We start from the raw sequence: 22361 nt of genomic DNA, 5'->3' as shown, positions 1-22361 counted from the left end.
GCGAAGAAGGGGTGAGACCGCACTAGGCTGGCGGCGCTGGCGGGCGCATTGAATAAGCCCCCGAAAAGAGCGTATAAAGTTCACGATTTTGAAAATTTCCCGCGCTCGATGGGTATTGTTGTCGTTGTTCTTACAATTTATAGCCGATGTTATCGAATCCTGTAGAGCCGGAATACGGAAAGGGGAGACTTATCTTCATGAAAGCTGTGATATTGGATGCCGAAAGTCTAGGCGCGGACGTCAGTCTGGACTCATTGAAAGAACATGTGAGCGCGTTTGACAGTTATGCGGCGACGCCCCCGGAAAAAGTGGCTGAACGCATTGCCGGCAAGGACATCGTTATTGTCAATAAAGTGGTTCTAAATGAAGCGCACATGATCGGCAGTCCTGAGTTAAAGCTGATCGCCGTCACCGCCACTGGCGTCAACAATATAGATATGGCGGCGGCGAAGAACCATGGCGTGGAAGTCAGGAACGTCGCCCACTATGGAACCGCCACTATTGTCCAGCATGTGTTCTCCATGGTGCTGGCGTTGTCGAATAATCTGCTGCGCTATGCCGCCGCGGTGGAGCGGGGAGACTGGGGGAGAGCCCGTCAGTTTTGTCTGATGGATTATCCTATTCGCGAGCTGAGCGGCAAAGTATTCGGCGTCGTCGGATATGGCGACTTGGGACGGGCCACCGGCGCGGTGGCGCAGGCGTTTGGTATGGAAGTCAAAGTCGGCGCCCGTCCGGGAACAGAGCCTGGCGTCAGGGATGGCGTGAATTATCTGCCGCTGGAGGAACTGCTGTCCCTGGCGGATGTGCTCAGCCTGCATTGTCTGCTGTCGGAGGATACGCGCAATATGATCGGCGCTGACGAGTTGGCTTTAATGAAGACTGACGCCCTGTTAATCAACACAGCCCGCGGCGGGCTGGTGGACGAGGCGGCGCTGGCGGATGCGCTGCGTAACGGTCGCCTTGGTGGGGCCGGGTTCGATGTATTGACGGAAGAGCCGCCGGTGAATGGCAATCTGTTGCTGGCCCAGGATATCCCCAATCTTATTATTACACCGCATTGCGCCTGGGCCAGTCGGGAAGCGAGACAAAGACTGGTGGATAAAACGGGAGAAAATATTGCGGCATTCGCTCATCGCGAAGAACGGCAGGTGCGTTTATAGCAAACAGGAAAACGGTTTGAGAAGGATACGCCGCAATATTAAAAAAGTTGCGGCGTCAGAAGTCGCCGGCGCATTCCGGGTCGACGACTTCGATCATTCTGATTAGCGGTAAATATTACATCCTTATTGTTATTACGCTGTTGCGCGACGCTTAGGTCCGGCAATATAACTGGCGTTAATTATGCAACCAGCCAGCTTTCAACTTTCTCTTTGCCGAACTTTTGTTTCCACTCGTTTAGCAACTTGTGATTGCCGCCTCTGGTTTCAACAACTTCACCGGTTTTTGGGTTTTTATACACTTTTAAAGGACGGCTGCCGCGACGTTTGTCTTGCTTCGGCGAAGTCTTTTCTTTGCCGTACATCTTCAATACATCGTCCAGGTTGACGTCGTATTTGGCCATCAGATCTTCAAGCTTCTTTTTAAACTCCAGCTCTTTCTTCAGACCTTCGTCTTTTTCCAGACTTTCGATCCTTTTTTGCAGTGCTTCAAGCTCAGCAATAGCGGAATTATAAGCGTTTAGTTTTTTCATTCTTATCTCCTCTGGTTAATGCAACAACGGCGTTCTGGTTTTTATAGTCGTTAACAGTTTAAATTTCCAGAAAATTATAAGAAATATTATTATCGAATGTTAATAGGAGGCAAATAACTTTCGTCGAGAATATTTAAAGTGCATGACCACTGTCTCATTCTCCCGCCACTAAGCGCTGCTGTCGGGACGCTGACTATCATATTCAGGAGGCTTTTAATCTAGCGCGAACTCATCATTGTGAAGCTGGAAAAAGCCAGACGAGGCATTAGGTTAGCGACGTCATTGAGTTGGGTGGTAGCTTCGGTGGAGGAGGGGGATGTGTGCAGATAATCGCTATAACTTATATGGACTGTATTATTGGGATAACCCTTCAGTGATGTTTCAAATTTATGTAGGGACGTTGAAATTCGCCATTTACACGCTGGCGCCAGCTTACGTAGGAAAAGGCGAATTGGATTAATCTATCCAGACCAAAAACTGGAAAGCTTGTTTCCAATATCTCGAACCTAAATCCAACCTACATACCGCTTAAGACGGCTGCCGATATAGAACAAACCGTATATTCAGGAGAACTGGCGCTTGTAAAAAAGCGGGAAGCGGGAACGCTTAAGGAACGTCAGGCGTTCGCTGTTGGCCTGTGGTAAAGTTCCCATTTGGAGCAATATGAGTTGAGATGGCGGATATATGTGGCTGCAGAAAGAAATACGCTTGAAGCCCAGGCAACGGGGCTTTCATTTGATTACTGATGAAATAGTACGAGAACTTCCGGAACTCAAGACATTCAGAGTTGGGATGATGCAGCTCTTTATAAAGCATACTTCCGCTTCATTGACGATAAATGAAAATGCGGACCCAACCGTTCGCCAGGATTTTGAAAGTTATTTCAATCGTGCGGTTCCAGAAAATGAACCTTATTATCGGCACCTTGATGAAGGCTCCGATGATATGCCGGCTCATCTTAAATCCAGCCTGTTGGGGAGCAGCGTTAGTCTGCCGATCACTGATGGACGTTTTAATCTCGGAACATGGCAAGGCATATATCTCTGCGAACACCGCAATCATGGCGGCGTGAGAAAAGTCGTAGCGACTATTTGGGGCGAATAGAGCCTAATAGAAAATGGTCGCTTTATTGCGTGGGCTGGCTATATATAGCGGGTGCTATCTGAAGGCCCCCGTTTTCCTGTTTTCGCCTGCGCCATGCAACGTTAGTCCGTCTCTATCAAGTCGCTAGCGCTCCGCCATTGGGAGCAGGACTTTTGGCGTACATACGAACCAGCCCATTGATATACAATGTTTTTACCGGGCTTTTCCAACAAGCCTTTCAAGACGTTCACTTTTATGTCATACGTACGCCATGCGATGGCGAGCGCTGCCTGCATGGCGGTGTGTGCGGGGTGGCGGCTACAATTTGGAGAAAACAACACAGGATGGCTGCTTTTGAACAACCTGATATGTCTGAATTCGGCGCAAGACGAGAGCAACTATGAGTAAAGCGACGATAGAAACCTGGGTGTCGCGATTGGATCGCTGGCTTTGGGAAAATGAAACCGGCGGCGCTGCAGGCGGCTTCATGCGAGTGTTGTGGCACAGTGCGCGGGTCCTGTTTGCGGTGGTGCGCGATGTGTTATTTGGCCATGTCACACTGCACGCCATGGGGCTGGTGTACACAACTCTGCTTTCCATTGTGCCGTTGTTAGCGCTGAGTTTTTCCGTATTGAAAGGATTTGGCGTTCATAATCAGCTGGAACCGTTGCTGGAAAATGTTTTCCAGGCGTTCGGGGAAAAAGGGCCAGAACTGGTGCAGAACGTGCTCGCATTCGTCGACAACGTCAAGGTCGGCGTGTTGGGGTCGGTGGGCCTGGGGTTATTGATCTATACGGTTATCTCTCTGGTGCAGAAAGTGGAGCGCTCCTTTAACGAAATCTGGCGGGTGTCGCAGATTCGTTCTCTGGCGCAGCGCTTTAGTTCTTACCTCAGCGTCATCGTCATCGGTCCGTTACTGGCGTTTTCCGCCATGGGCGCTACAGCGACATTGGTGGGCACGGACGTGGCGCAAACCGTTTTGAGCATTGAGCCCTTTGGACGCCTGTTCGCACTCGCCACCCGGATGGCGCCTTATGTCATCATCGTGGCGCTGTTCACCTTCATGTATCGCTTTATTCCCAATACCAAAGTGCGCACCCGGTATGCGTTCATTGGCGGCTTAGGCGCTGGGATCGCCTGGCAGACAACGGGCTATGTGTTTGCCAAATTCGTTGTCGGCACGTCCAATTACGAGGCGATCTATTCGGGGTTTGCGGTGGGCATCCTGGTTCTGATCTGGCTGTATATCTCCTGGCTTATCCTGTTGATGGGAGCGTCAGTGGCGTTTTACGCCCAGCATTCCCATCAGATCACCCGGCAGCGGCGGGTGCATCCCTGTGCGGTGATTGACGAGCGGACGGGACTTGCTCTGGTGTACAAGGTGGCGAAAAAGTTCGATCAGCAGGGAGGTGGTGAGAGCATCTCTGATCTGGAGGATACCTTGTCGGTAGGCCCCGATACGATACAGCGCATCATCGACAAGCTATTGAAGAAGGGCGTGTTGGCCATTATGGGAGATGAAGCGGACTCACTGATTCCCGCCCGTCCTTTAGACCGCATTACCCTGGCGGAATTGATGCACGTGCTGCGTTCGCCGGAGCACAGTCTGCCTGCTTCGTTGTATTCGGATAAGTCCGTGGACGCTATCGCCAAGGGCGTGACGGCGGCAATGGAAGCATCGCTTGGGCAGATGACCCTGGCGTCCTGGGTGCGGGGCGAGGAGCCACTTGTCAGAGAGGCGACGCCGCCGGAGAGAGCGGCGAGTTGAGCAAGGGCGCGCCCACGCCCTTCTCCCTAGATTTCGAATTCGATGCGGCCTTTGCCGTCGCCGTCTTTTTCCACCTCAGGATTGCACAACAGGATGCGGGAAGAGGCGATCTTTCCGCCTTCCAGCACCTTCGCTTTGAACTTCTGGCCCCGTTCCTCCGCCAACTGCTTTAACGTCTTCAGTTGCTCTACCGTTAAGGCTTTCGTATCGGGCGGATAATTCAATTCTGCGGGGGAGGCGATGGGGCAGGTTTTCACTTGCATGTCCTCTTTGTCCAACAGCAGCTGGCGGAACTCATTGACGAACGCTTGTTGCTCTGGACCCACGTCAGACTGGCCAGCCTGATAGGGTAATGGCTCGATTCGGACTTTCAGCGCCTGCTCGCCTGCAAACTTCACTACCGTGACGACATTGGCGTAGGGCACGAATGTCTTGATGAGGTAGCCGCTGGCGGCTTCGAAAATAGCTTTTTGCGCAATCAGCGCGACAAAACCGCTCCAGCCGAAGCTGGGACTGTCGACATCACCGGACAGCGGCATGGCGAGCTCCACGTTGCCATTGCCATCCTTCAGCATCCCCAGCGCCACATTTAACGGGATCGCCCCGCCTTGCTGAATAGCGTCAGCGCTTTTGTCCGCCCCCAAATCCATGCCGCGCAGCATGATTTTTGTGTCGCCGCTGATGCGTCCCTCATCAATGGTCATGGCGAGGTTCATATCAAACTGCCCGTTGTTGATGTCATAACCCAGCGCGTCGCTCAGGTAAGGCGATACCGGCGGCAGGTTTATTTCCGCGATGTTGGTGCGGGTGTCGAGGGACAGCTTGGGCGCGAACGGCCAGATACGCGTGTCTGACTGAATCTTGGAATATTGGTCAGTCTGCGCATCCATAGTGATATGGAACGCCTGCGCCGGGTTCTCGGTGGTCAGGCTTTCGGCGACCAGTGAGTTGATGCGGATATCCTGCTGAAAAGGCGGCTTCACGCCCTCATCCGTGAAACTGAGCAGTGAGTCTCCTTTGACGGAGATTTGATTGATTACCAGATTGAATGGCGAGCTTTTCGGCGCATCGTCTGCTGAGGGCGCTTCAGCGGCGGCCTGGGCGTCGGCTTGTGGCGTTTGCGACGCTTCCTCCGCAGGAGCGTTCGCCGACATGGGCGCCAGGGTAATCAGATTACGCTCTTTATCCAGATGCACATTGGAGCGTATATCGCTCAGCTCCACCATTTCGATAAAGGCCCGTTTGTCGCTGGCCTCCACATTCGACACAAACAGAGTTCCCGCTTGCAATAGCGGCGGCAGCTCTTCGTTGTCGAGGGCGGAGCGTGACAGCACCAGGTTCTGCGAGCTGATCTGATCCACCTTGACGTTAAGCGTCTCGTCCATGCTGAAGGAGACGGGCGTCAGGTCCAGTTTGTCCCAGCCCGCCAGGATATAACGCCCGGCGCTGTCATTGATGCGGGTTTTACCGCTGTGGACCTTGCCGTTGAAAGCGACTTCCGGCTCGCCGTCCGGCGCAATGCTGATTTGCAGAGGGTTCAGATCGATGCTGGTGATGTCGCTTTCGATCGTCATGTCTTTAAGCTTCACGTCGACCTGGGAGATATCCAGCTTTTTAGTGGTTGTGGTCAGGGTCAGGGCGCCATTGCGCCAATCGACTACGATTTCCGCATTCAGGTCCAGGCTGGCGTTGCTGTCGCGCAGATCGGCGGGGAGATAATGCGCAAACTGCTGCATTCGTGCCTTGAGTGAACTGATGTCCAGCCACTGCACGAACTTGTCCGGGCCGACGCGAAATTCGGTGGCGAGAACGATGTCGGCGCCGTTCACCTGCGTCATCACATCAGCGAAACCGTTCCACTCCGCGCCTTTGCCTTTGATGTTTTTCAGGTTGAGGCTAAACAGGCGAATCTCGTCTTGTAAGGGCGCCTGATCGGCGGCGTCCGCTGGCGGCAGCCGGCTGATATTGAGCGTGCAATTGCGCAACTGAATCGAGGGCAGGCTGATCGTCCAGTCTTCCCCGGCTGATTCCTGAGCAGGGGGCGGAGACTCTTCGGTTCCCGTTGGGAACAGCACCCCGGCGACGCGCCAGCCTTTCTGCTCCTGGGCTATATTCAGTTGCAGTCCGTCGAGGGTGACTTTGTCGACGACCACGGTGTTTTCAAACAAAGGCGTCAACTGCGCGGAGACCTGCAGGGCTTCGAATTTGAGCTCCAGTCCTCGCGTGGTCGTCACTTTGACGCCGCGGCCGTTGATCTCGGAAGTGAAGGGGTTGATGGAGAGGGATTCCGCAGAGAAGTCTGCGTTGTGCTCGGCGAAGTATTTGGTGAGCGCGTCTTTGGCGACGTAGGGGCCGAGCCCCCATATCCCCAGAATCAACAGACAAAGAATGCTCAACAGAGCAATTAACGTTCTGCGGATGATTCGCTGCATATCGGCGCCCTTGGTGTTTTTTCGTGGCTTCCCGCGCAATAGCGGAGTCTTTCTTAATCGTCGCCCGCCGTCTTCGGCCTACAAGCGAGTAAACGCCGAAAGCCGAGTCGTGTCAGAAGGTTACGGAAAGTTTAGCCAGTCCTGCGCGGCTATCCAAGGGGAAATACGCCATCCGTTGGCATTGAGTCTCCGGCGCGATCACATGCGCGAGATTTGGCCCAGCACGTCGCAACGCTCAAGGATCATCCTTTCATAGGATTCAACCATTGCAGGATTGCTGGAGCCGCACGACTTCCGGCCGTCCAGATACCGGATGAGTCGCTGTACGTCTCTGAACAGCTGTCTTTCCAGTCGATCCTTTGAGCTGGCGTTGTGCGATAACTTTGTTGGAATGTTATTGATCGCCATGAATGTCACACTCTGTTACTTTTTGCGTAATTGTAGATAAATAACATTACTTGTCAAAAGTAATAGGCCAAAAGTATTAATAAATTTGTGGCGCGCCTCTCGTTTTTGGCGTTAATTTGATCAGTTGAACACAAAAAATACTTGCGCCAGCCCGGCTAACGCTCCCAATACGCCGCCAATGGCGATTAATTTGATCTCATCTTCCTGGAAGCAAGGGCGCAGCAGGTCCTGAAACTCTTCCGGGGATAACGCCTCCATGCGGGTGCGCATGATGTTTTCCACCACGATGGCGCGTTCTTCGTTGAAAAGCGGGTCTTTGAAGGCGGTCTTGGAGATTTCCAGGGCTTTCTCGCCGACTTTCTTTTTTAACTCGGCGAATGCGGTCGGCCCGAACGCGATTTGCGTGATGGGTTTGGCGACGCCGGTCGTCACGTCCACCAGCGGTTTGACGTGTTTCTTCACCAGGGCGCGGGTGCGCGCTCCGTTGGGGCCGTTGAGCATGGCGTTGACGATGTTGCCTACGGTCAGAATATCGTGGGTGACGATGCGACAGAAGGTCGCCGCCACTTGGGGCTGCCTTTTCAGGAACAGGCCCTGGATGGTCACCGGACCGACCTTGGCGGGGTTGAGAGGTCGGAAGATAAGGTTGAGAGCGATCCAGTTGGTGGCCCAGCCCACTAGAAAACCGCATACCGGCAACACCCAGTTAACAGAATAGAAGAACCACAGGGCCATTTGCAGAACGCCGAAACCGAAGCCCAGCCAGAGTCCGCTGTGAATCAGAAAACGGAACTCTGCGGCGCCGCATTCCAGAAAGATGCGATTCAGCAGCTCCTTATCCGCGACCAGCCGCTCCGTTACCATATGTTTGAGGTCCAGCAGCTCCTCAATCTGGCGGCCAATGTCGCTAACCAGATTATCGATCAGACGGGGCGCGTTCTTACGTACGCGCTCGTAGACCTTGTTCTTCACTGCCTGCGGCAGGTTTTCCCACAGCGTGCGGTGCTCTGACAGCATGATTTCGTCAACATATTCCTCCACCCGGGGCAATATGCCGGCTACGATGTGGCCGGCCAGCGCTTGTGGGTCGATCTGGTCGAATAGCTCATCCACCGCTCCCAGCTTGGAAATGGTTGAATCCACGCTGATAACCGCCATTTTGCCGGCCTTTGAAGGAATGATGCCCTGCCATCCGAAGAAGGGGCGAAAGCCAATGAATTCAAGAGGATAAAAGGTAAGCTTGATCGCCAGCCAGTTGGTGCTCCAACCGATCAGGGCGGCGACCAGGGGGATGCTCAGATATTTCCAAAACTCGGGGTTCTGTAACCACTGCCAATCCATCGTTTCACTCTCTCTGCAAAGGTGGGCGCGCTATTGTCATTAAAATGTCATAGGTTATGCACACTAATTGAACGTGGCGTTGAAGCGTCAAAGTTTTGAAACGTGCCCGCCGTTTTCGGAGGGAATCAATAATAGACTGAAAAATAAAAGAAAAAGAAAGCCCAAAAATACGGACGGACGCACATTTGTGGAAATGGCGGCAAAAAGCGACCCGGTTAAGCCGCTTTTCCACAAAGTTATCCACAGGGCGCCCATTTTTTGTGCGGTATTTTAGGACGAAATATCGGCGTTCTCAGGGGCGCTCGAGGAAGTGTATGTAAGCACCCGCTTTCTCTTTACCTGCTTGCCGTAAGGGAGTTTGGTTTATGCTGACGAAGAATCGCTGAAGTCTCCCCACAGCCATTGCATCAACGCCAGCGCCGCCACGGGAGCGGTTTCTGTGCGCAGAATGCGTGGGCCGAGCGGCGCATGCACGAAGCCATGACGCTCCGCCAGAGACACTTCCTCATCTGTAAAGCCGCCTTCAGGGCCAATCAACAGGCATACGCTGGCGGGACGTTGCGCCGGACTCCAGGCGCGCGCGTCACCGGGATGCAGGATCAGCTTCAGATCCGCCGTAACGTTTTGCAGCCAGCTTTCCAGTGGCGATACGTCGCCGATGTCGGGAACGCGGGCGCGCCCGCATTGCTCACAGGCGCTGATCGACACCTGCCGCCAGTGACGCCAGCGTTTGTCCTGGCGTTCTCCATCCAGGCGCACTTCGCAACGCTCGCTCAGCAGTGGCGTGAGCGCCGTAACACCCATTTCCGTGGCCTTTTGCACCGCGTAATCCATGCGTTCGCCCCGGGATAATACCTGTCCCAGATGCACGCTAAGAGGGGATTCCGCGTCGACCGCCAGTGGTGCGGACAGCGCCACTTCCACTTCCCTGCGACCCACCGCCAGGACTTTGGCGGGAAAATCGCGGCCGTCCCCAGTGAATAAATGAAAAGCGTCGCCGGGACGCATGCGCAACACGCGCCCCACGTAATTGGCCTGATCGCCGGTCAGCGTCAGTTGACTAAGACCATCAAGAGGCTGGTCGATAAAGATTCGGTTGTTTCTCAAGTTCAGTCCTTAACCGCCAGTTGCAGCCCATCCCAGGCCACTTTGGCCAGATGAGCGATCTCGTCTTCGCTGATCACATAAGGCGGCATGAAGTAAATAACATTGCCCAGGGGACGCAGCAGCGCCTGATTTTTCAACGCATGCTGATAGACCCGTATGCCGCGCCGCTCCTGCCAGGGGAAGAGCGTGCGCGAGGCCTTATCCTGCACCATTTCAATCGCCAGGATCATTCCAGTCTGGCGGACTTCCGCTACATTGGGGTGGTCCTCAAAATGTGCGGTATGCTCGCGCATGCAGGCGGCAAGGCGCTTATTTTGCTCGATCACGGGCTGATTTTGGAAGATGTCCAGCGTCGCCAGCGCCACGCTGCAGCCGATTGGATTGCCGGTGTAGCTGTGCGAATGCAGGAAGGCGCGCATGGTGGCGTAGTCGTCGTAGAAGGCGTCGTAAATGAAGTCGTGAGTCATGACCACGGACAAGGGCAGATAGCCGGCGGTCAGGCCTTTCGACAGGCACAGGAAATCCGGTGAAATATCCGCCTGTTCGCAGGCGAACAACGTACCGGTGCGACCGAAGCCGACTGCAATCTCATCCGCGATCAAGTGAACGCCATGGCGGTTGCAGGCTTCCCGCAATAACTTTAGATACACCGGGTGGTGCATGCGCATGGAGCCGGCGCACTGCACCAGCGGCTCAATGATCACCGCCGCCGTTTCATGGGCGTGCTTCTGTAGCGTTTCCTCCATGTGCGCAAACTGGCGTCGGCAATACGCCTCCCAGGATTCGCCAGCTTCGCGGTGGAAGCAATCCGGACCGGGAACATTGATGACAGGATTGAGAAGCGCGTTGTAGGTTTCTTTGTACAAGGCGACGTCGCCTACGGCGAGCGCGCCCAGGGTTTCGCCATGGTAGCTGTTGCTGAGATTGATGAAGCGGGTTTTGTTCGGTTGGCCGCTATTGCGCCAGTAATGGAAGCTCATCTTCAGCGCCACTTCCACTGCGGAGGACCCATTGTCGGCATAGAAGCACTTATTGAGCCCCGCGGGCGTCACTTCCGCCAGACGTTCTGACAGCCTCACCACCGGTTCATGGGTAAAGCCGGCCAGAATGACGTGCTCCAGCTGTTCCAGCTGGGACTTGATGGCGTCATTGATATAGGGATGACTATGGCCGAACAGGTTCACCCACCAGGAACTAACGGCGTCGATGTAGCGATTGCCGTCGAAATCCTCCAGCCAGACGCCCTTGCCGCTTTTTATCGGAATCAGAGGGAGAAACTCATGGTCCTTCATCTGGGTGCAGGGGTGCCACACACGCTTGAGATCGCGTTCCCGCAGTTCTGCGTTGGTAGTCAATTCCAGGCTCCTAATTATGTCCGGTAAATTCGCCGCCTATTGTGACATAGGGTGGCGCCCGGGTGGAGTCTGGCTGCAGGTCGACAAAAGGCTTAATCGTCCTGGGTCTGCACGCTAAACACTTTTTCCAGCATCATGGAAAGTTCGCGAGGCTGCGCCGGAGGACTGAACAAATATCCCTGGCCGTAATCGCAGCCGGATTCCCTGAGCACGGCGAGCTGTTGCGGCGTTTCCACGCCCTCGGCGACAATTTTCATATCCATGGCGCGCCCCATTTTCACCAACGCGTCCATCAATACTTCCTCTTTGGTTTTACGGCCGAGATTGCGGATCAGCAAGCCGTCCAGTTTCAGCATGGAGATAGGCAGGTCTTTCAGCAGCGTGAGGGAAGACGCGCCGTGGCCATAATCGTCGAGGGATAATCGGACGCCCATCTGATGCAGCTCCATCAGGCTGCGTCGGCTTTCTTCAAATTCATTGAGCAGGTTGTGCTCGGTCAGCTCCAGCACCAGTGAGCTCGGCGGCACTTCGCTTTGACGGATGATGTCACGCCAGCGCTTGACGTGTTGCGAATTGATCAGCTGGCGCCGGGACATATTAACAGCGATGAACGGTTGCTGATCTGCAGGTCGGGAATACTGCCACTCCGCCGCCAGATTAAGCGCATTTTGCAGCAACCACTCGCTGATCTGAACGATATTGCCAGTCTCTTCCGCAATGGACATGAACTCCCTGGGGTGCAGTTCTCCGAAGCGGGGATGCAGCCAGCGCAACAGGGCTTCCGCGCCGGCCAGGCGCATATTTTTCAGGTCTATGATGGGCTGGAACTCTAAATGGAATTGCTCATTGTGGGTGGCCTCTCGGATATCGCCCTCCAGCATCAGGCGACTGGCGACGGCTTCGTTCATGCGCTCCTCAAAGAAACGATACTGATTGCGACCGTTATCCTTGGCCTTGTACATGGCGATGTCAGCGTTCTTGATCAGGGTGGAGGCGTCTTCGCCGTCTTTGGGGAAAAGCGTCACGCCAATGCTGGCGCCGATATGCAGTTCGTAGTCTCCCACGCTGAAGGATTCCGCCAGTTGCTGCAGCAATATCTTGGCGACATGAATGGCGTCGGTCTCTTCCCGCAGGTGCGGCAGGACGACAGTGAACTCGTCTCCACCCAGGCGCGCCAACATGTCGCTTTCTCTGAGCCGCGACTTGAGCCTGTTGGAGACCTGCTGCAACAGCTTGTCTCCCACGCCGTGTCCCAGATTGTCGTTCACTTGCTTGAAGCGGTCCAGATCGATGAACAGCACCGCCAGACGCGCATGTTCCCGTTTGTGACTGGCGATCAGCGAATTGAGGTGCTCAAACAGATAACTGCGGTTGGGCAGTCGGGTGAGAGGGTCGTAATAAGCTTGCAAGCGGATCTGCTCTTCGCTGCGTTTGCGGTCAGTAATGTCATGCACAATCAAATACAGGTAGGAACAGACCTTGTCTTTGATTTCGGAAACGTACATTTCCACCAGACTGGAGCGGTTGTCGCCGCGGCGGGCGGCAATGACTGTCTTTCCGGATTGTAAGGACGGCAGCCACTTCTCATCCAGCATCTCATTGTTTTCAGAGAGAAATAAACGCGAAGCGGAGATATTTCCCATCATTTCGCTGGAAAATCCGAAGAAATCGCAGGCGGCGGGATTGGCGTCGATGACTTTGTTGTTCTGGGGATCGAGAATAATCTGCACGGCGTCGCAGTGTTCAAACATTTGCCGATAGCGGCGCTGGCTGCGCTCCAGTTGACCGGCGGTGAGAAAATAACGCTGTATAAATGCGGCGAAAAGAACGATTAACGCCGCCAGCGCCAATTCCGGCGTCATTTGCTCAATGATGGCGTAGCGTATGGCGGACTGCTCCACACTCAGCAGCAGGTGCCAGGGCGTCTCATCTATATTGGTGCGTATCAGTGCGTAGCCTTTGATCTCAAGGAACGTGTCGGTGGGGATGTCCTTGGGGTGAGAAATGAAGTTGTCGACCCCGTTGGGCAACGCCTCAGGAAAGGTGGCGGCGGTATTCGCGTGGGAGGACGTCAAAGTCGGATGCGCCAGCAACTGGTGCGACTGGTTGACAATAAACAGCTCTCCCGCCGACAAGTTGGGGTTGCGCACAAACCCTTTGAGCACATCGAGAGTAATATCGATAGCCACAGCGCCATTGAAAACGTCACTGGCGTAAATGGGCGCTGCGGCGGTGACCATCAGGCCCTCACCAAACTCATCCACGTACACCCGGGTCCAGAAGGGGGTGCGTTCGGGATTGTGATAGGGCAGGGCCAGGGTGAAGAACTCTAGTGACAGCGATTCATTGGTGTAGGCGAATTTATCGGACTCAATCCAGGGCGCAATATAAAGGAAGCGGTTCTGGGAAATATAGTAAACCCAATTAGACTCCGGCAGATTCTCTTTGGTGGCGCGGAAGATCGGCGTCAACGCCAGCGCCATTTCCATTTCGCGATAGTAATTCGGCTGGCGTCCCTGAATATCCCCCAGGCCAGTGAGATTGCCCACTTGGCTTGTGGTGAATGGCGGTTGCAGGGTATCCATGGCGAAGAGATTTCGCGTGGGGTCATAGGCGAGATTGGCGGATAGCTCGCTGTACAGATGATCCTCGTGATTGCTCAATAAATAACTTTCCGCTGTGCGGCGTAGAATGGCGATGTGTTCCATGATGCGACGAGTAGAGGCGCTGACGTTCTTCTGCGTCTGTTGCAGCTCCACTTGCATGGATTGGTAGTAATTGCGCGTGCGTTCGCGGTAATCAAGCAGGATCAGTATGACGCAGGCTACGAGAATAATCAGCAGCGCTGCGAGTCTGCCCGCGGTGGCCCCCAACTTCATTATTCGCCTGCCCCCTGGTTTATGGATTCAGTATAGGTAATGGGTGGGTATTTGGCGAAGCGCCGGGCGCTGCAGCGCAACTCCTGCGTAGCAGATAAGAGAGTATTTAAAACACTGAGGTTTATCGGCGAGGAAAAAATCAGGGAGTGGGATGAGGCGTTGAAAAGCCAGATGAGAACAGCTGGTTAAACGGAGGGCCTGCCGGAGAGTCCATGCAGGCCCTGTTTTTGAGCCGACGTTCGAGTCTGGGTCAGAAAGAAATTTTGTCGCCCAGGTTCAAATTGTCCCAGACCGCCAGACTTGGTTCGGCCTGATTCAAGGTGTAGAAGTGGATGCCGGGAGCGCCTGCGGCGAGCAGACGTTCGCACAGACGCGTGACCACTTCCTCGCCGAACTTGCGGATGCTGGCTGAGTCGTCGCCGTAGGCTTCCAACTGTTTGCGCACCCAGCGCGGGATTTCCGCACCGCACATGTCACTGAAACGAGCCAGGTTACTGTAGTTGGTGATCGGCATGATGCCGGGCACGATGGGCAGGTTCAGGCCTGCTTTTTCGCACCGCTCCACGAAATAGAAATAGGAGTCGGCATTGAAGAAATACTGAGTAATGGCGCTGGTGGCGCCGGCTTCGACCTTGCGGCGGAAGTTATTCAGATCTGCTTCGGCGTTTTGCGCCTGGGGATGAAACTCAGGATAAGCCGCCACTTCGATAGAGAAGTGATCGCCGGTGCGCTCGCGAATATAGCTGACCAGTTCGTTGGCGTAGCGCAGTTCGCCAGGCGCGCCCATGCCGGAAGGCAGGTCGCCGCGCAGCGCAACGATGCGTTGAATGCCGTTGGAGCGGTACAGGTCCAGCAGTTCGCCGATGGATTCCTTGGTGGCGCCGATACAGGATAAATGGGGCGCGGTGGAAATGCCTTGTCTGTGCAGCGTCAGCACGGTGTCGATAGTGCGCTCGCGGGTGGAGCCGCCTGCGCCGTAGGTCACGGAAAAGAAATCCGGCTTGCGCTTGGCCAGCTTGTCTCGCACAGCCTGCAGTTTTTCCATTCCCTCAGGGGTTTTGGGAGGGAAGAATTCAAAACTGAAACGCCGTTTAAACTGAGTTTGGGATTCCATTAGCGTATTGCCTCCGGTTTAGGGTATCTCTCTGGACAACCGGCGGCGCGGCGAACCGCGCCAGACCGGCGGTCGATCAGTACTTGTAGTCCGCTGGTTTGTACGGACCTTCCACTTCCACGCCGATGTACTCGGCTTGCGGTTGAGTCAGCTTGGTGATGACGCCGCCGAAGCCTTGCACCATGTAGCGTGCGACTTCTTCGTCCAATTGCTTGGGCAGGACGCGTACATACAGGTTCTTGCTCTTCTCATCCGCTGGCAGATCCGCGAACTTACGCTCGAAAAGGTACATTTGCGCCAGCACCTGGTTGGCGAAAGAGCCGTCCATGATGCGGGAGGGGTGACCGGTGGCGTTGCCCAGGTTCACCAGACGACCTTCGGACAGCAGCAACAGGTGGTCATTTTGATCTTTGTTGCGGTATATGACATGCACTTGCGGCTTCACTTCTTCCCATTCCCAGTTATCGCGCATGAAACGGGTATCGATTTCGTTGTCGAAGTGGCCGATGTTGCACACCACCGCGCCGGATTTCAGCGCTTGCAGCATGAATTTGTCGCACACATTAACGTTGCCAGTGGTGGTGACCAGCAGGTCGGTATGGGCCAGCAGATCGCGGTTGACGCCGTCGGCTTTGCCAGTGTTGACGCCGTCGATGTAGGGAGACACGACTTCATAACCGTCCATGCAGGCTTGCATGGCGCAGATCGGATCGATTTCGCTGATCTTGACGATCATACCTTCTTGACGCAGCGACGCTGCGGAGCCCTTGCCCACATCGCCGTAGCCGATGACCAGCGCTTTTTTGCCTGCCAACAGGTGGTCGGTGGCGCGTTTGATCGCGTCATTCAGTGAGTGACGGCAACCGTATTTGTTGTCGTTCTTGCTCTTGGTGACGGAGTCATTGACGTTGACTGCAGGCACTTTCAGCTCGCCTTTCTTCATCATGTCGAGCAGACGGTGAACGCCAGTGGTGGTTTCTTCGGAAATGCCGTGAATGTGGTCCAGCATTTGCGGGTATTCATTGTGCAGAATCTCTGTCAGGTCGCCGCCGTCATCCAACACCATGTTGGCGTTCCAGGGCTGTCCGTCTTTAGTGATAGTCTGCTTGATGCACCAGACGTACTCTTCTTCAGTTTCTCCTTTCCAGGCGAATACGGGAATGCCCGCCGCCGCGATCGCCGCCGCTGCGTGATCCTGAGTGGAGAAAATGTTACAGGAGGACCAGCGCACCTCTGCGCCCAACGCCACCAGGGTTTCGATCAACACCGCAGTCTGGATGGTCATGTGAATGCATCCCAGGATGCGGGCGCCGGCCAGGGGCTGTTGCGCGCGGTATTTTTCACGCAGCGTCATCAGCGCAGGCATTTCGCCTTCGGCGATGTCGATTTCTTTACGTCCCCATGCCGCCAGGCTGATGTCCTTGACCTTGTAGTCGCTGAAGTTATCTACAGATTGTAACTGAGCCATGTTTGGTGTCCTATTGCTGATCCTAATGAGGGGGGGCGGGGCGAACCCGCCGGAAGTCTCGGTCTGTTGCAAAAAGAGCCTCAGGGGAGGCTCTTTGCTATGGGAATCAGATACCGGCTGCGGCGCGCAGTGCGTCGGCTTTGTCGGTTCTTTCCCAGCTGAAGCTGTCGCCGGTGCGGCCGAAGTGTCCGTAAGACGCAGTCGGACGATAGATCGGACGTTTCAGATCCAGCATTTCGATCAGGCCGCGCGGACGCAGATCGAAGTGCTCGCGCACCAAGCTGGCGATTTTGTCGTCGCTGATTTTGCCGGTGCCGAACGTGTTCACGGAAATAGAGGTGGGCTCCGATACGCCGATAGCGTAGGACACCTGAATTTCACACTTGGCCGCCAGACCGGAAGCGACGATATTTTTGGCTACGTAGCGGCCGGCGTAGGCTGCGGAACGGTCAACCTTGGATGGATCCTTACCGGAGAACGCGCCGCCCCCGTGACGGGCCATGCCGCCGTAGGTGTCGACGATGATCTTACGACCGGTCAGACCGCAATCGCCCACTGGGCCGCCGATGATGAACTGGCCAGTTGGGTTGATGTGGTATTGAGTGTCGCTGTGCAGCCATTCTTCCGGCAACACGTGCTTGATGATCTCTTCCATCACCGCTTCGCGGATGTCGGATTGCTTCACGTCAGGAGTATGCTGAGTGGACAGCACCACCGCTTCAACCGCTACCGGCTTGCCGTTTTCGTAACGCAGGGTCACCTGGCTCTTGGCGTCTGGACGCAACCAGGGCAGGATGCTGTTCTTGCGCAGGTAAGCCTGTCTTTCCACCAGACGGTGGGAGTAATAAATAGGAGCGGGCATCAGCACGTCAGTTTCATTGGTCGCGTAACCGAACATCAACCCCTGGTCCCCGGCGCCCAAATCTTTTTCGCTGGCTTCGTCCACGCCCATGGCGATGTCGCCAGATTGCTTGCCGATGGCGTTCAGTACTGCGCAGGACGCGCCGTCAAAGCCAACGTCTGAGCTGTTGTAACCGATATCCAGAATGACGCCGCGGACGATGTCTTCCAAGTCCACGTAAGTGTTGGTGCGCACTTCGCCGGCGATAACCGCCATGCCCGTCTTCACTAAAGTTTCAACCGCCACTCGCGCGTTCGGATCATCTTTAATGATGGCGTCAAGGATAGCGTCAGAAATCTGATCCGCCATCTTGTCCGGATGGCCCTCAGATACTGACTCGGAAGTAAAAATGGAATATTCGCTCATCGCATGCGTCCTTATGGTTAAAGATTACAATGACTGGGGTGGGTTGATGTTGCGGAACCTTCGGACTGACATGCGGTTGCGTCGGTCAACGTTCGGCTCCCGTTCTTGGGCAATAAAAATTGGCGCACCTGGATCTGAAACCCATTGCGCACGCCTATATAAATGCTTTCGCCTTCCGCCAGGCCCGACTGCGCTCCCCAACGGGAAATTTCAGTGCTGTCGAAGCCCAGCCACAAATCGCCGCAGGACTCTCTGGCCCAGGACTGATCGTGGCGGCTCAAGTCGCTCAAAATCAACATGCCGCCTGGACGCAACAAGGCCGCGCAATCGCGAATCATGTCCGCCGGCGACGCCACATGGTGCAACACCATGTTCATCACAATCACATCAACGCTGACGCCCTGTTCGAGGGCGCTGCGCGTATCTCCTACGATAAAGCGCACGTTTGACAATTGTCGGGCGTCCGCAAAATCGCGTGCTTTTTGCAACATTTCCTCGGAGTTATCCAAGGCGATGACGGCGTTCGCCATCTGCGACAGATCTTCCAGAAAGGCGCCTTCGCCAGGGCCGATTTCCAGAAGCGTGCTGACCTTCTCACCGGCCAACTGCTGTTGCAACATATCCCGCACAGGCGTGGCGTATAACGGATATTCCGCTATCAACTCCTGGTGCGCCTGGAAATGCTCGGCGTACCGGGAGAAAAACGCCTGACTTTGCTGCGCGCGTTGCTCTCCTACATTACCAATACGGTCGCGGGTATCCGTGGTCAACGGCAACAGGTCCAGATTGCTGTACAACTGTAACCGCGCCAGCTCGGCGCTGTCGTCGCCGGCCAGAATAGGACGCCGGTAGAAAATGCTGTTGCCCTCCCGCTGGGCTTCCACCATCCTGGCCTTGGCCAACACTTTCAGGTGATGGCTCATGGCGGATTGCTTGACGTCAAATATCGAACACAATTCCAGCACCCCGTAAGCGTTCCGTTCCAGGACACGCAATATTTCCAGACGCAACGCATCGCCGCAGGCCTTATAAACGCCAGCCAGTTCTGCGTAGTCCGCAGCGGCTTCAGTATCCGCGCCGTCGCTGTGTGGGAGCATGGAATCATTCATAGGCCGAAAGTTTAGCAACATCAAAAAATGCGCACAAGAACTATATCAAAGAATTTTGATATAGTTTGTTGGGCGTAAAAAATGGGCTGTTTTTTTCGGTGAATGCCAGTAGGACAAGGCGGTGTCACCGCCTTGAAGACGGGCTTGAGGGACGAACGGGAGATAAACTGGGCGATTGGGGCGATGAAATTTGCTCCTACCTCTTTAATGTATGAAAATACGCTCTCGTTTTTGACCCCCCTAATCACAAACCAAAACTCGATCTGAGAGGGAGTGAGCTGAATGCCATCTCGTAAAGAACTCGCCAACGCGATTCGCGCGTTGAGTATGGATGCTGTGCAAAAAGCCAAGTCAGGACATCCCGGAGCCCCGATGGGTATGGCGGACATTGCGGAAGTGCTGTGGCGCGACTATCTGAACCACAACCCGACCGATCCCTCCTGGATTAACCGCGACCGCTTTGTTCTGTCCAACGGTCACGGCTCCATGTTGTTGTACTCCCTTCTGCACCTCTCCGGATACGATCTGGGTATCGAAGACCTGAAAAACTTCCGTCAGCTGCACTCCAGAACTCCCGGGCACCCTGAATACGGCTACGCGCCAGGCGTGGAAACCACCACCGGTCCTTTGGGGCAGGGCATCGCCAACGCAGTGGGCATGGCGCTGGCTGAAAAAGCGCTGGCGGGACAGTTCAACCGCGACGGCCATGACGTTATCGACCACTACACCTATGTGTTCCTGGGCGACGGCTGTTTGATGGAAGGCATCTCTCACGAGGTATGTTCTTTGGCGGGCACCCTGGGGCTTGGCAAACTGATCTGTTTCTACGATGACAACGGCATCTCCATCGATGGCGAAGTGGAAGGCTGGTTTACCGACAATACGCCTAAGCGTTTCGAAGCCTACGGCTGGCAGGTGATTCCCGGCGTGGACGGGCATAACTCCGACGCCATCAAACAGGCGATTGAGCAAGCGCGCGGCAATACCTCTCAGCCGACGCTGATCTGCTGCAAAACCATCATTGGGTACGGCGCTCCTAACAAGCAAGGTAAAGAAGAGTGTCACGGCGCGCCTCTGGGCGACGATGAAATCGCTGGCGCGCGTCAGGCGCTGGGCTGGACCCACGAGCCTTTCGTGGTTCCCGAAGACATCTACGCCGCCTGGAGCGCGAAAGAAAAAGGCGCGGCTCTGCAACAAGCCTGGTCTGAGAAATTCGCCGCCTACCAGCAGGCGCATCCTGAGCTGGCTGGAGAGCTGCTGCGTCGTAGCGCGGGCAAACTGCCGGAAGATTTCGCCGCTAAAGCAGACGCTTATATCGCTGAGTGTCAGGCCAAAGGCGAAACCATCGCCAGCCGTAAAGCTTCTCAGAACAGCATCAATGCATACGCTCCGCTGTTGCCGGAACTGTTGGGCGGCTCCGCTGACCTGGCGGGCTCCAACCTGACTATCTGGAAAGGCAGCAAAGGCGTTAGCAAAGAAGACGCTGATGGCAACTACATTTACTACGGCGTACGTGAGTTCGGCATGTCCGCCATCATGAACGGGGTGGCGCTGCATGGCGGCTTCATTCCTTACGGCGCTACTTTCCTGGTGTTCATGGAATACGCGCGCAACGCGGTGCGCATGGCTGCGCTGATGAAGCAACGCTCCATCCTGGTTTACACCCACGACTCTATCGGTTTGGGCGAAGACGGCCCGACTCACCAGCCGATCGAGCAACTGGCCAACCTGCGCACCACGCCAAACATGAGCACATGGCGTCCTTGTGACGCGGTTGAATCCGCTGTCGCCTGGAAAAGCGCGATCACACGTGAAGACGGCCCCAGCGCGCTGATTTTCTCGCGTCAGAACCTGCCGCATCAGCCCCGTGACGCTGAACAGGTGGCGAATATCGAGAAGGGCGGCTACATCCTGAAGGATTGCGCAGGCCAGCCTGACCTGATTCTGATCGCAACCGGTTCTGAAGTGGGTCTCGCTGTCGCCTCTGCTGAAGCGTTGACTGCGCAAGGCCACAAAGTACGCGTTGTGTCCATGCCGTCCACCGACGTTTTCGACAAGCAGGACTTCCACTACCGCCAGCAAGTGCTGCCGTTGGAAGTAAGCGCTCGCATCGCGATTGAAGCGGCGCATCAGGACTTCTGGTACAAGTATGTGGGCCTGGATGGACGCATCGTGGGCATGAGCACTTTCGGCGAGTCCGCGCCTGCGAACCTGCTGTTTGAAGAGTTCGGCTTCACCGTGGATAACGTGGTGGCCCAGGCGCAAGATCTGTTAGACTCGCTGGATGCATAAATCCACTTACTAACAGAAGAACGCCTTAGCGGTATGACCCATCGTATTGCCATTAATGGGTATGGCCGGATCGGGCAAAGCGTCTTGCGCGCGTTGTACGAATCCGGCTATCGCCAATCCATGGAAATTGTCGCCGTCAATGAACTGGCGGACGCGGAAACCATCGCTTACCTGACGCGTTATGACACCACCCACGGACGTTTCCGTGGGGAGGTGTCTTTACGGGACGGGCAGTTGATGGTCAATGGCGACAGAATCCGCATCCTGCGGGAAGAAGATCCGGCCAGGGCCCCCTGGGCGGATATCGGAGTGGACTTGGTGCTGGAATGCACCGGGGCCTTTTCCGACCGCATGACCGCTGAAAAACATCTGCGCAGCGGCGCCAGTCGCGTGCTGTTTTCCCAACCGGCCGAAGCCGACGTGGATTACACCGTGGTATACGGTATTAATCACGACGGATTGCGGCAAAGTCATCGCATCGTTTCCAACGCCTCCTGCACCACCAATTGCATCGTCCCCATCATCAAAGTGTTGGACGACAATCTTGGCGTGGAGCGTGGAGTGATCACGACGATCCATTCCGCCATGAACGACCAGCCGGTCATCGACGCCTACCATCATCATGATCTGCGCCGCACGCGCAGCGCGATGGCGTCTATCATTCCGGTGAACACCGGTTTGGCGAAAGGCATAGAAAGGCTGTTGCCGTCCATGGTCGGTAAATTTGAAGCGAACGCAGTGCGGGTGCCGATTATCAACGTATCCATGATGGATCTCACGGTGTGCGTATCCCGTGAGACGGATATGGAGGAAGTCAATGGCTTGCTCAAGGCCGCATCACAGAACGCGTATGTTGGAATCCTGGGCTTTTCTGAAGAGCCGCTGGCTTCCTGTGATTTCAACCACGACCCACGCAGCGGGGTGGTGGACGCCAATCAAACCAAAGTCAGCGGCGGACGACTGATAAAAATAATGGCCTGGTTCGACAACGAATGGGGCTTCGCCAATCGCATGCTGGATACGTCAGCGCATTGGCTGAGTCTTTAGC

General features: G+C 55.3%; 15 protein-coding genes. 5 read left to right on the top strand and 10 right to left on the bottom strand.

The window, feature by feature from the left end:
• Positions 1-197: 197 nt before the first annotated feature.
• On the top strand, positions 198-1160 hold the full coding sequence (locus tag O5O45_RS18635) for a D-2-hydroxyacid dehydrogenase (protein ID WP_305900863.1): 963 nt from the start codon (positions 198-200) through the stop codon (positions 1158-1160).
• Positions 1161-1339: 179 nt separating this feature from the next.
• On the opposite strand, the gene O5O45_RS18630 is transcribed toward O5O45_RS18635, so the two are convergent.
• Positions 1340-1690, bottom strand: a complete 351-nt coding sequence (locus tag O5O45_RS18630) for a histone-like nucleoid-structuring protein, MvaT/MvaU family (RefSeq protein ID WP_305900862.1) — start codon at positions 1688-1690, stop codon at positions 1340-1342.
• Positions 1691-2374: 684 nt separating this feature from the next.
• On the opposite strand from O5O45_RS18630, the gene O5O45_RS18625 reads away from it, so the two are divergent.
• Together O5O45_RS18625 and O5O45_RS18620 are read left to right on the top strand one after the other, a co-directional pair.
• Complete coding sequence (locus O5O45_RS18625; protein ID WP_305900861.1) at positions 2375-2794, top strand: secondary thiamine-phosphate synthase enzyme YjbQ; 420 nt, start codon at positions 2375-2377, stop codon at positions 2792-2794.
• Positions 2795-3173: 379 nt separating this feature from the next.
• Positions 3174-4541 carry a YihY/virulence factor BrkB family protein gene (locus O5O45_RS18620; protein ID WP_305900860.1) on the top strand — a complete coding sequence of 456 codons (1368 nt, stop codon included), beginning with the start codon at positions 3174-3176 and terminating at the stop codon, positions 4539-4541.
• Positions 4542-4567: 26 nt separating this feature from the next.
• On the opposite strand, the gene O5O45_RS18615 is transcribed toward O5O45_RS18620, so the two are convergent.
• The 9 genes from O5O45_RS18615 to O5O45_RS18575 all read right to left on the bottom strand — a co-directional run bounded on the left by O5O45_RS18615 (position 4568) and on the right by O5O45_RS18575 (position 19009).
• On the bottom strand, positions 4568-6973 hold the full coding sequence (locus O5O45_RS18615; protein WP_305900859.1) for a DUF748 domain-containing protein: 2406 nt from the start codon (positions 6971-6973) through the stop codon (positions 4568-4570).
• Positions 6974-7501: 528 nt separating this feature from the next.
• Positions 7502-8722, bottom strand: coding sequence for a DUF445 domain-containing protein (locus tag O5O45_RS18610; protein ID WP_305900858.1), 1221 nt, complete (start codon positions 8720-8722; stop codon positions 7502-7504).
• 363 nt (positions 8723-9085) lie between these two features.
• Complete coding sequence (locus O5O45_RS18605) at positions 9086-9829, bottom strand: 16S rRNA (uracil(1498)-N(3))-methyltransferase (RefSeq protein ID WP_305900857.1); 744 nt, start codon at positions 9827-9829, stop codon at positions 9086-9088.
• A gap of 2 nt (positions 9830-9831) precedes the next feature.
• Positions 9832-11184 (bottom strand): adenosylmethionine--8-amino-7-oxononanoate transaminase, encoded by a 1353-nt coding sequence (locus O5O45_RS18600; protein WP_305900856.1) that lies wholly within the window; start codon positions 11182-11184, stop codon positions 9832-9834.
• A 92-nt stretch (positions 11185-11276) separates the two neighbouring features.
• Positions 11277-14063: a bifunctional diguanylate cyclase/phosphodiesterase gene (locus O5O45_RS18595; RefSeq protein ID WP_305900855.1), complete on the bottom strand. Its 2787-nt coding sequence runs from the start codon at positions 14061-14063 to the stop codon at positions 11277-11279.
• A 250-nt stretch (positions 14064-14313) separates the two neighbouring features.
• Entirely contained in the window at positions 14314-15177 is an 864-nt protein-coding gene (gene metF / locus O5O45_RS18590) for a methylenetetrahydrofolate reductase [NAD(P)H] (RefSeq protein WP_305900854.1), read from the bottom strand.
• A gap of 76 nt (positions 15178-15253) precedes the next feature.
• Positions 15254-16645 (bottom strand): adenosylhomocysteinase, encoded by a 1392-nt coding sequence (gene ahcY / locus O5O45_RS18585; protein ID WP_305900853.1) that lies wholly within the window; start codon positions 16643-16645, stop codon positions 15254-15256.
• A 106-nt stretch (positions 16646-16751) separates the two neighbouring features.
• Entirely contained in the window at positions 16752-17912 is a 1161-nt protein-coding gene (gene metK / locus O5O45_RS18580) for a methionine adenosyltransferase (RefSeq protein WP_305900852.1), read from the bottom strand.
• A gap of 17 nt (positions 17913-17929) precedes the next feature.
• Positions 17930-19009, bottom strand: coding sequence for an ArsR/SmtB family transcription factor (locus O5O45_RS18575; protein ID WP_305900851.1), 1080 nt, complete (start codon positions 19007-19009; stop codon positions 17930-17932).
• Positions 19010-19303: 294 nt separating this feature from the next.
• Here O5O45_RS18575 and tkt point away from each other — a divergent pair, with 294 nt between their 5' ends.
• Positions 19304-21313, top strand: coding sequence for a transketolase (gene tkt, locus O5O45_RS18570; protein ID WP_305900850.1), 2010 nt, complete (start codon positions 19304-19306; stop codon positions 21311-21313).
• A gap of 33 nt (positions 21314-21346) precedes the next feature.
• Positions 21347-22360, top strand: coding sequence for a type I glyceraldehyde-3-phosphate dehydrogenase (gene gap / locus O5O45_RS18565; RefSeq protein WP_305900849.1), 1014 nt, complete (start codon positions 21347-21349; stop codon positions 22358-22360).
• Position 22361: the final 1 nt, after the last annotated feature.

Source organism: Hahella sp. HNIBRBA332 (assembly GCF_030719035.1).
Taxonomy (GTDB): Bacteria; Pseudomonadota; Gammaproteobacteria; order Pseudomonadales; family Oleiphilaceae; genus Hahella.
The sequence above is the reverse complement of the archived record's forward strand: the minus strand, read 5'-3'. Positions and strand labels throughout refer to the sequence as shown.

Bases quoted from the DNA above. Each gene is read 5' to 3' on its own strand.
- O5O45_RS18635 (WP_305900863.1), top strand. From the start codon at position 198: ATGAAAGCTGTGATATTGGATGCCGAAAGTCTAGGCGCGGACGTCAGT.
- O5O45_RS18630 (WP_305900862.1), bottom strand. From the start codon at position 1,690: ATGAAAAAACTAAACGCTTATAATTCCGCTATTGCTGAGCTTGAAGCA.
- O5O45_RS18625 (WP_305900861.1), top strand. From the start codon at position 2,375: ATGTGGCTGCAGAAAGAAATACGCTTGAAGCCCAGGCAACGGGGCTTT.
- O5O45_RS18620 (WP_305900860.1), top strand. From the start codon at position 3,174: ATGAGTAAAGCGACGATAGAAACCTGGGTGTCGCGATTGGATCGCTGG.
- O5O45_RS18615 (WP_305900859.1), bottom strand. From the start codon at position 6,973: ATGCAGCGAATCATCCGCAGAACGTTAATTGCTCTGTTGAGCATTCTT.
- O5O45_RS18610 (WP_305900858.1), bottom strand. From the start codon at position 8,722: ATGGATTGGCAGTGGTTACAGAACCCCGAGTTTTGGAAATATCTGAGC.
- O5O45_RS18595 (WP_305900855.1), bottom strand. From the start codon at position 14,063: ATGAAGTTGGGGGCCACCGCGGGCAGACTCGCAGCGCTGCTGATTATT.
- metF (WP_305900854.1), bottom strand. From the start codon at position 15,177: ATGGAATCCCAAACTCAGTTTAAACGGCGTTTCAGTTTTGAATTCTTC.
- ahcY (WP_305900853.1), bottom strand. From the start codon at position 16,645: ATGGCTCAGTTACAATCTGTAGATAACTTCAGCGACTACAAGGTCAAG.
- metK (WP_305900852.1), bottom strand. From the start codon at position 17,912: ATGAGCGAATATTCCATTTTTACTTCCGAGTCAGTATCTGAGGGCCAT.
- O5O45_RS18575 (WP_305900851.1), bottom strand. From the start codon at position 19,009: ATGCTCCCACACAGCGACGGCGCGGATACTGAAGCCGCTGCGGACTAC.
- tkt (WP_305900850.1), top strand. From the start codon at position 19,304: ATGCCATCTCGTAAAGAACTCGCCAACGCGATTCGCGCGTTGAGTATG.
- gap (WP_305900849.1), top strand. From the start codon at position 21,347: ATGACCCATCGTATTGCCATTAATGGGTATGGCCGGATCGGGCAAAGC.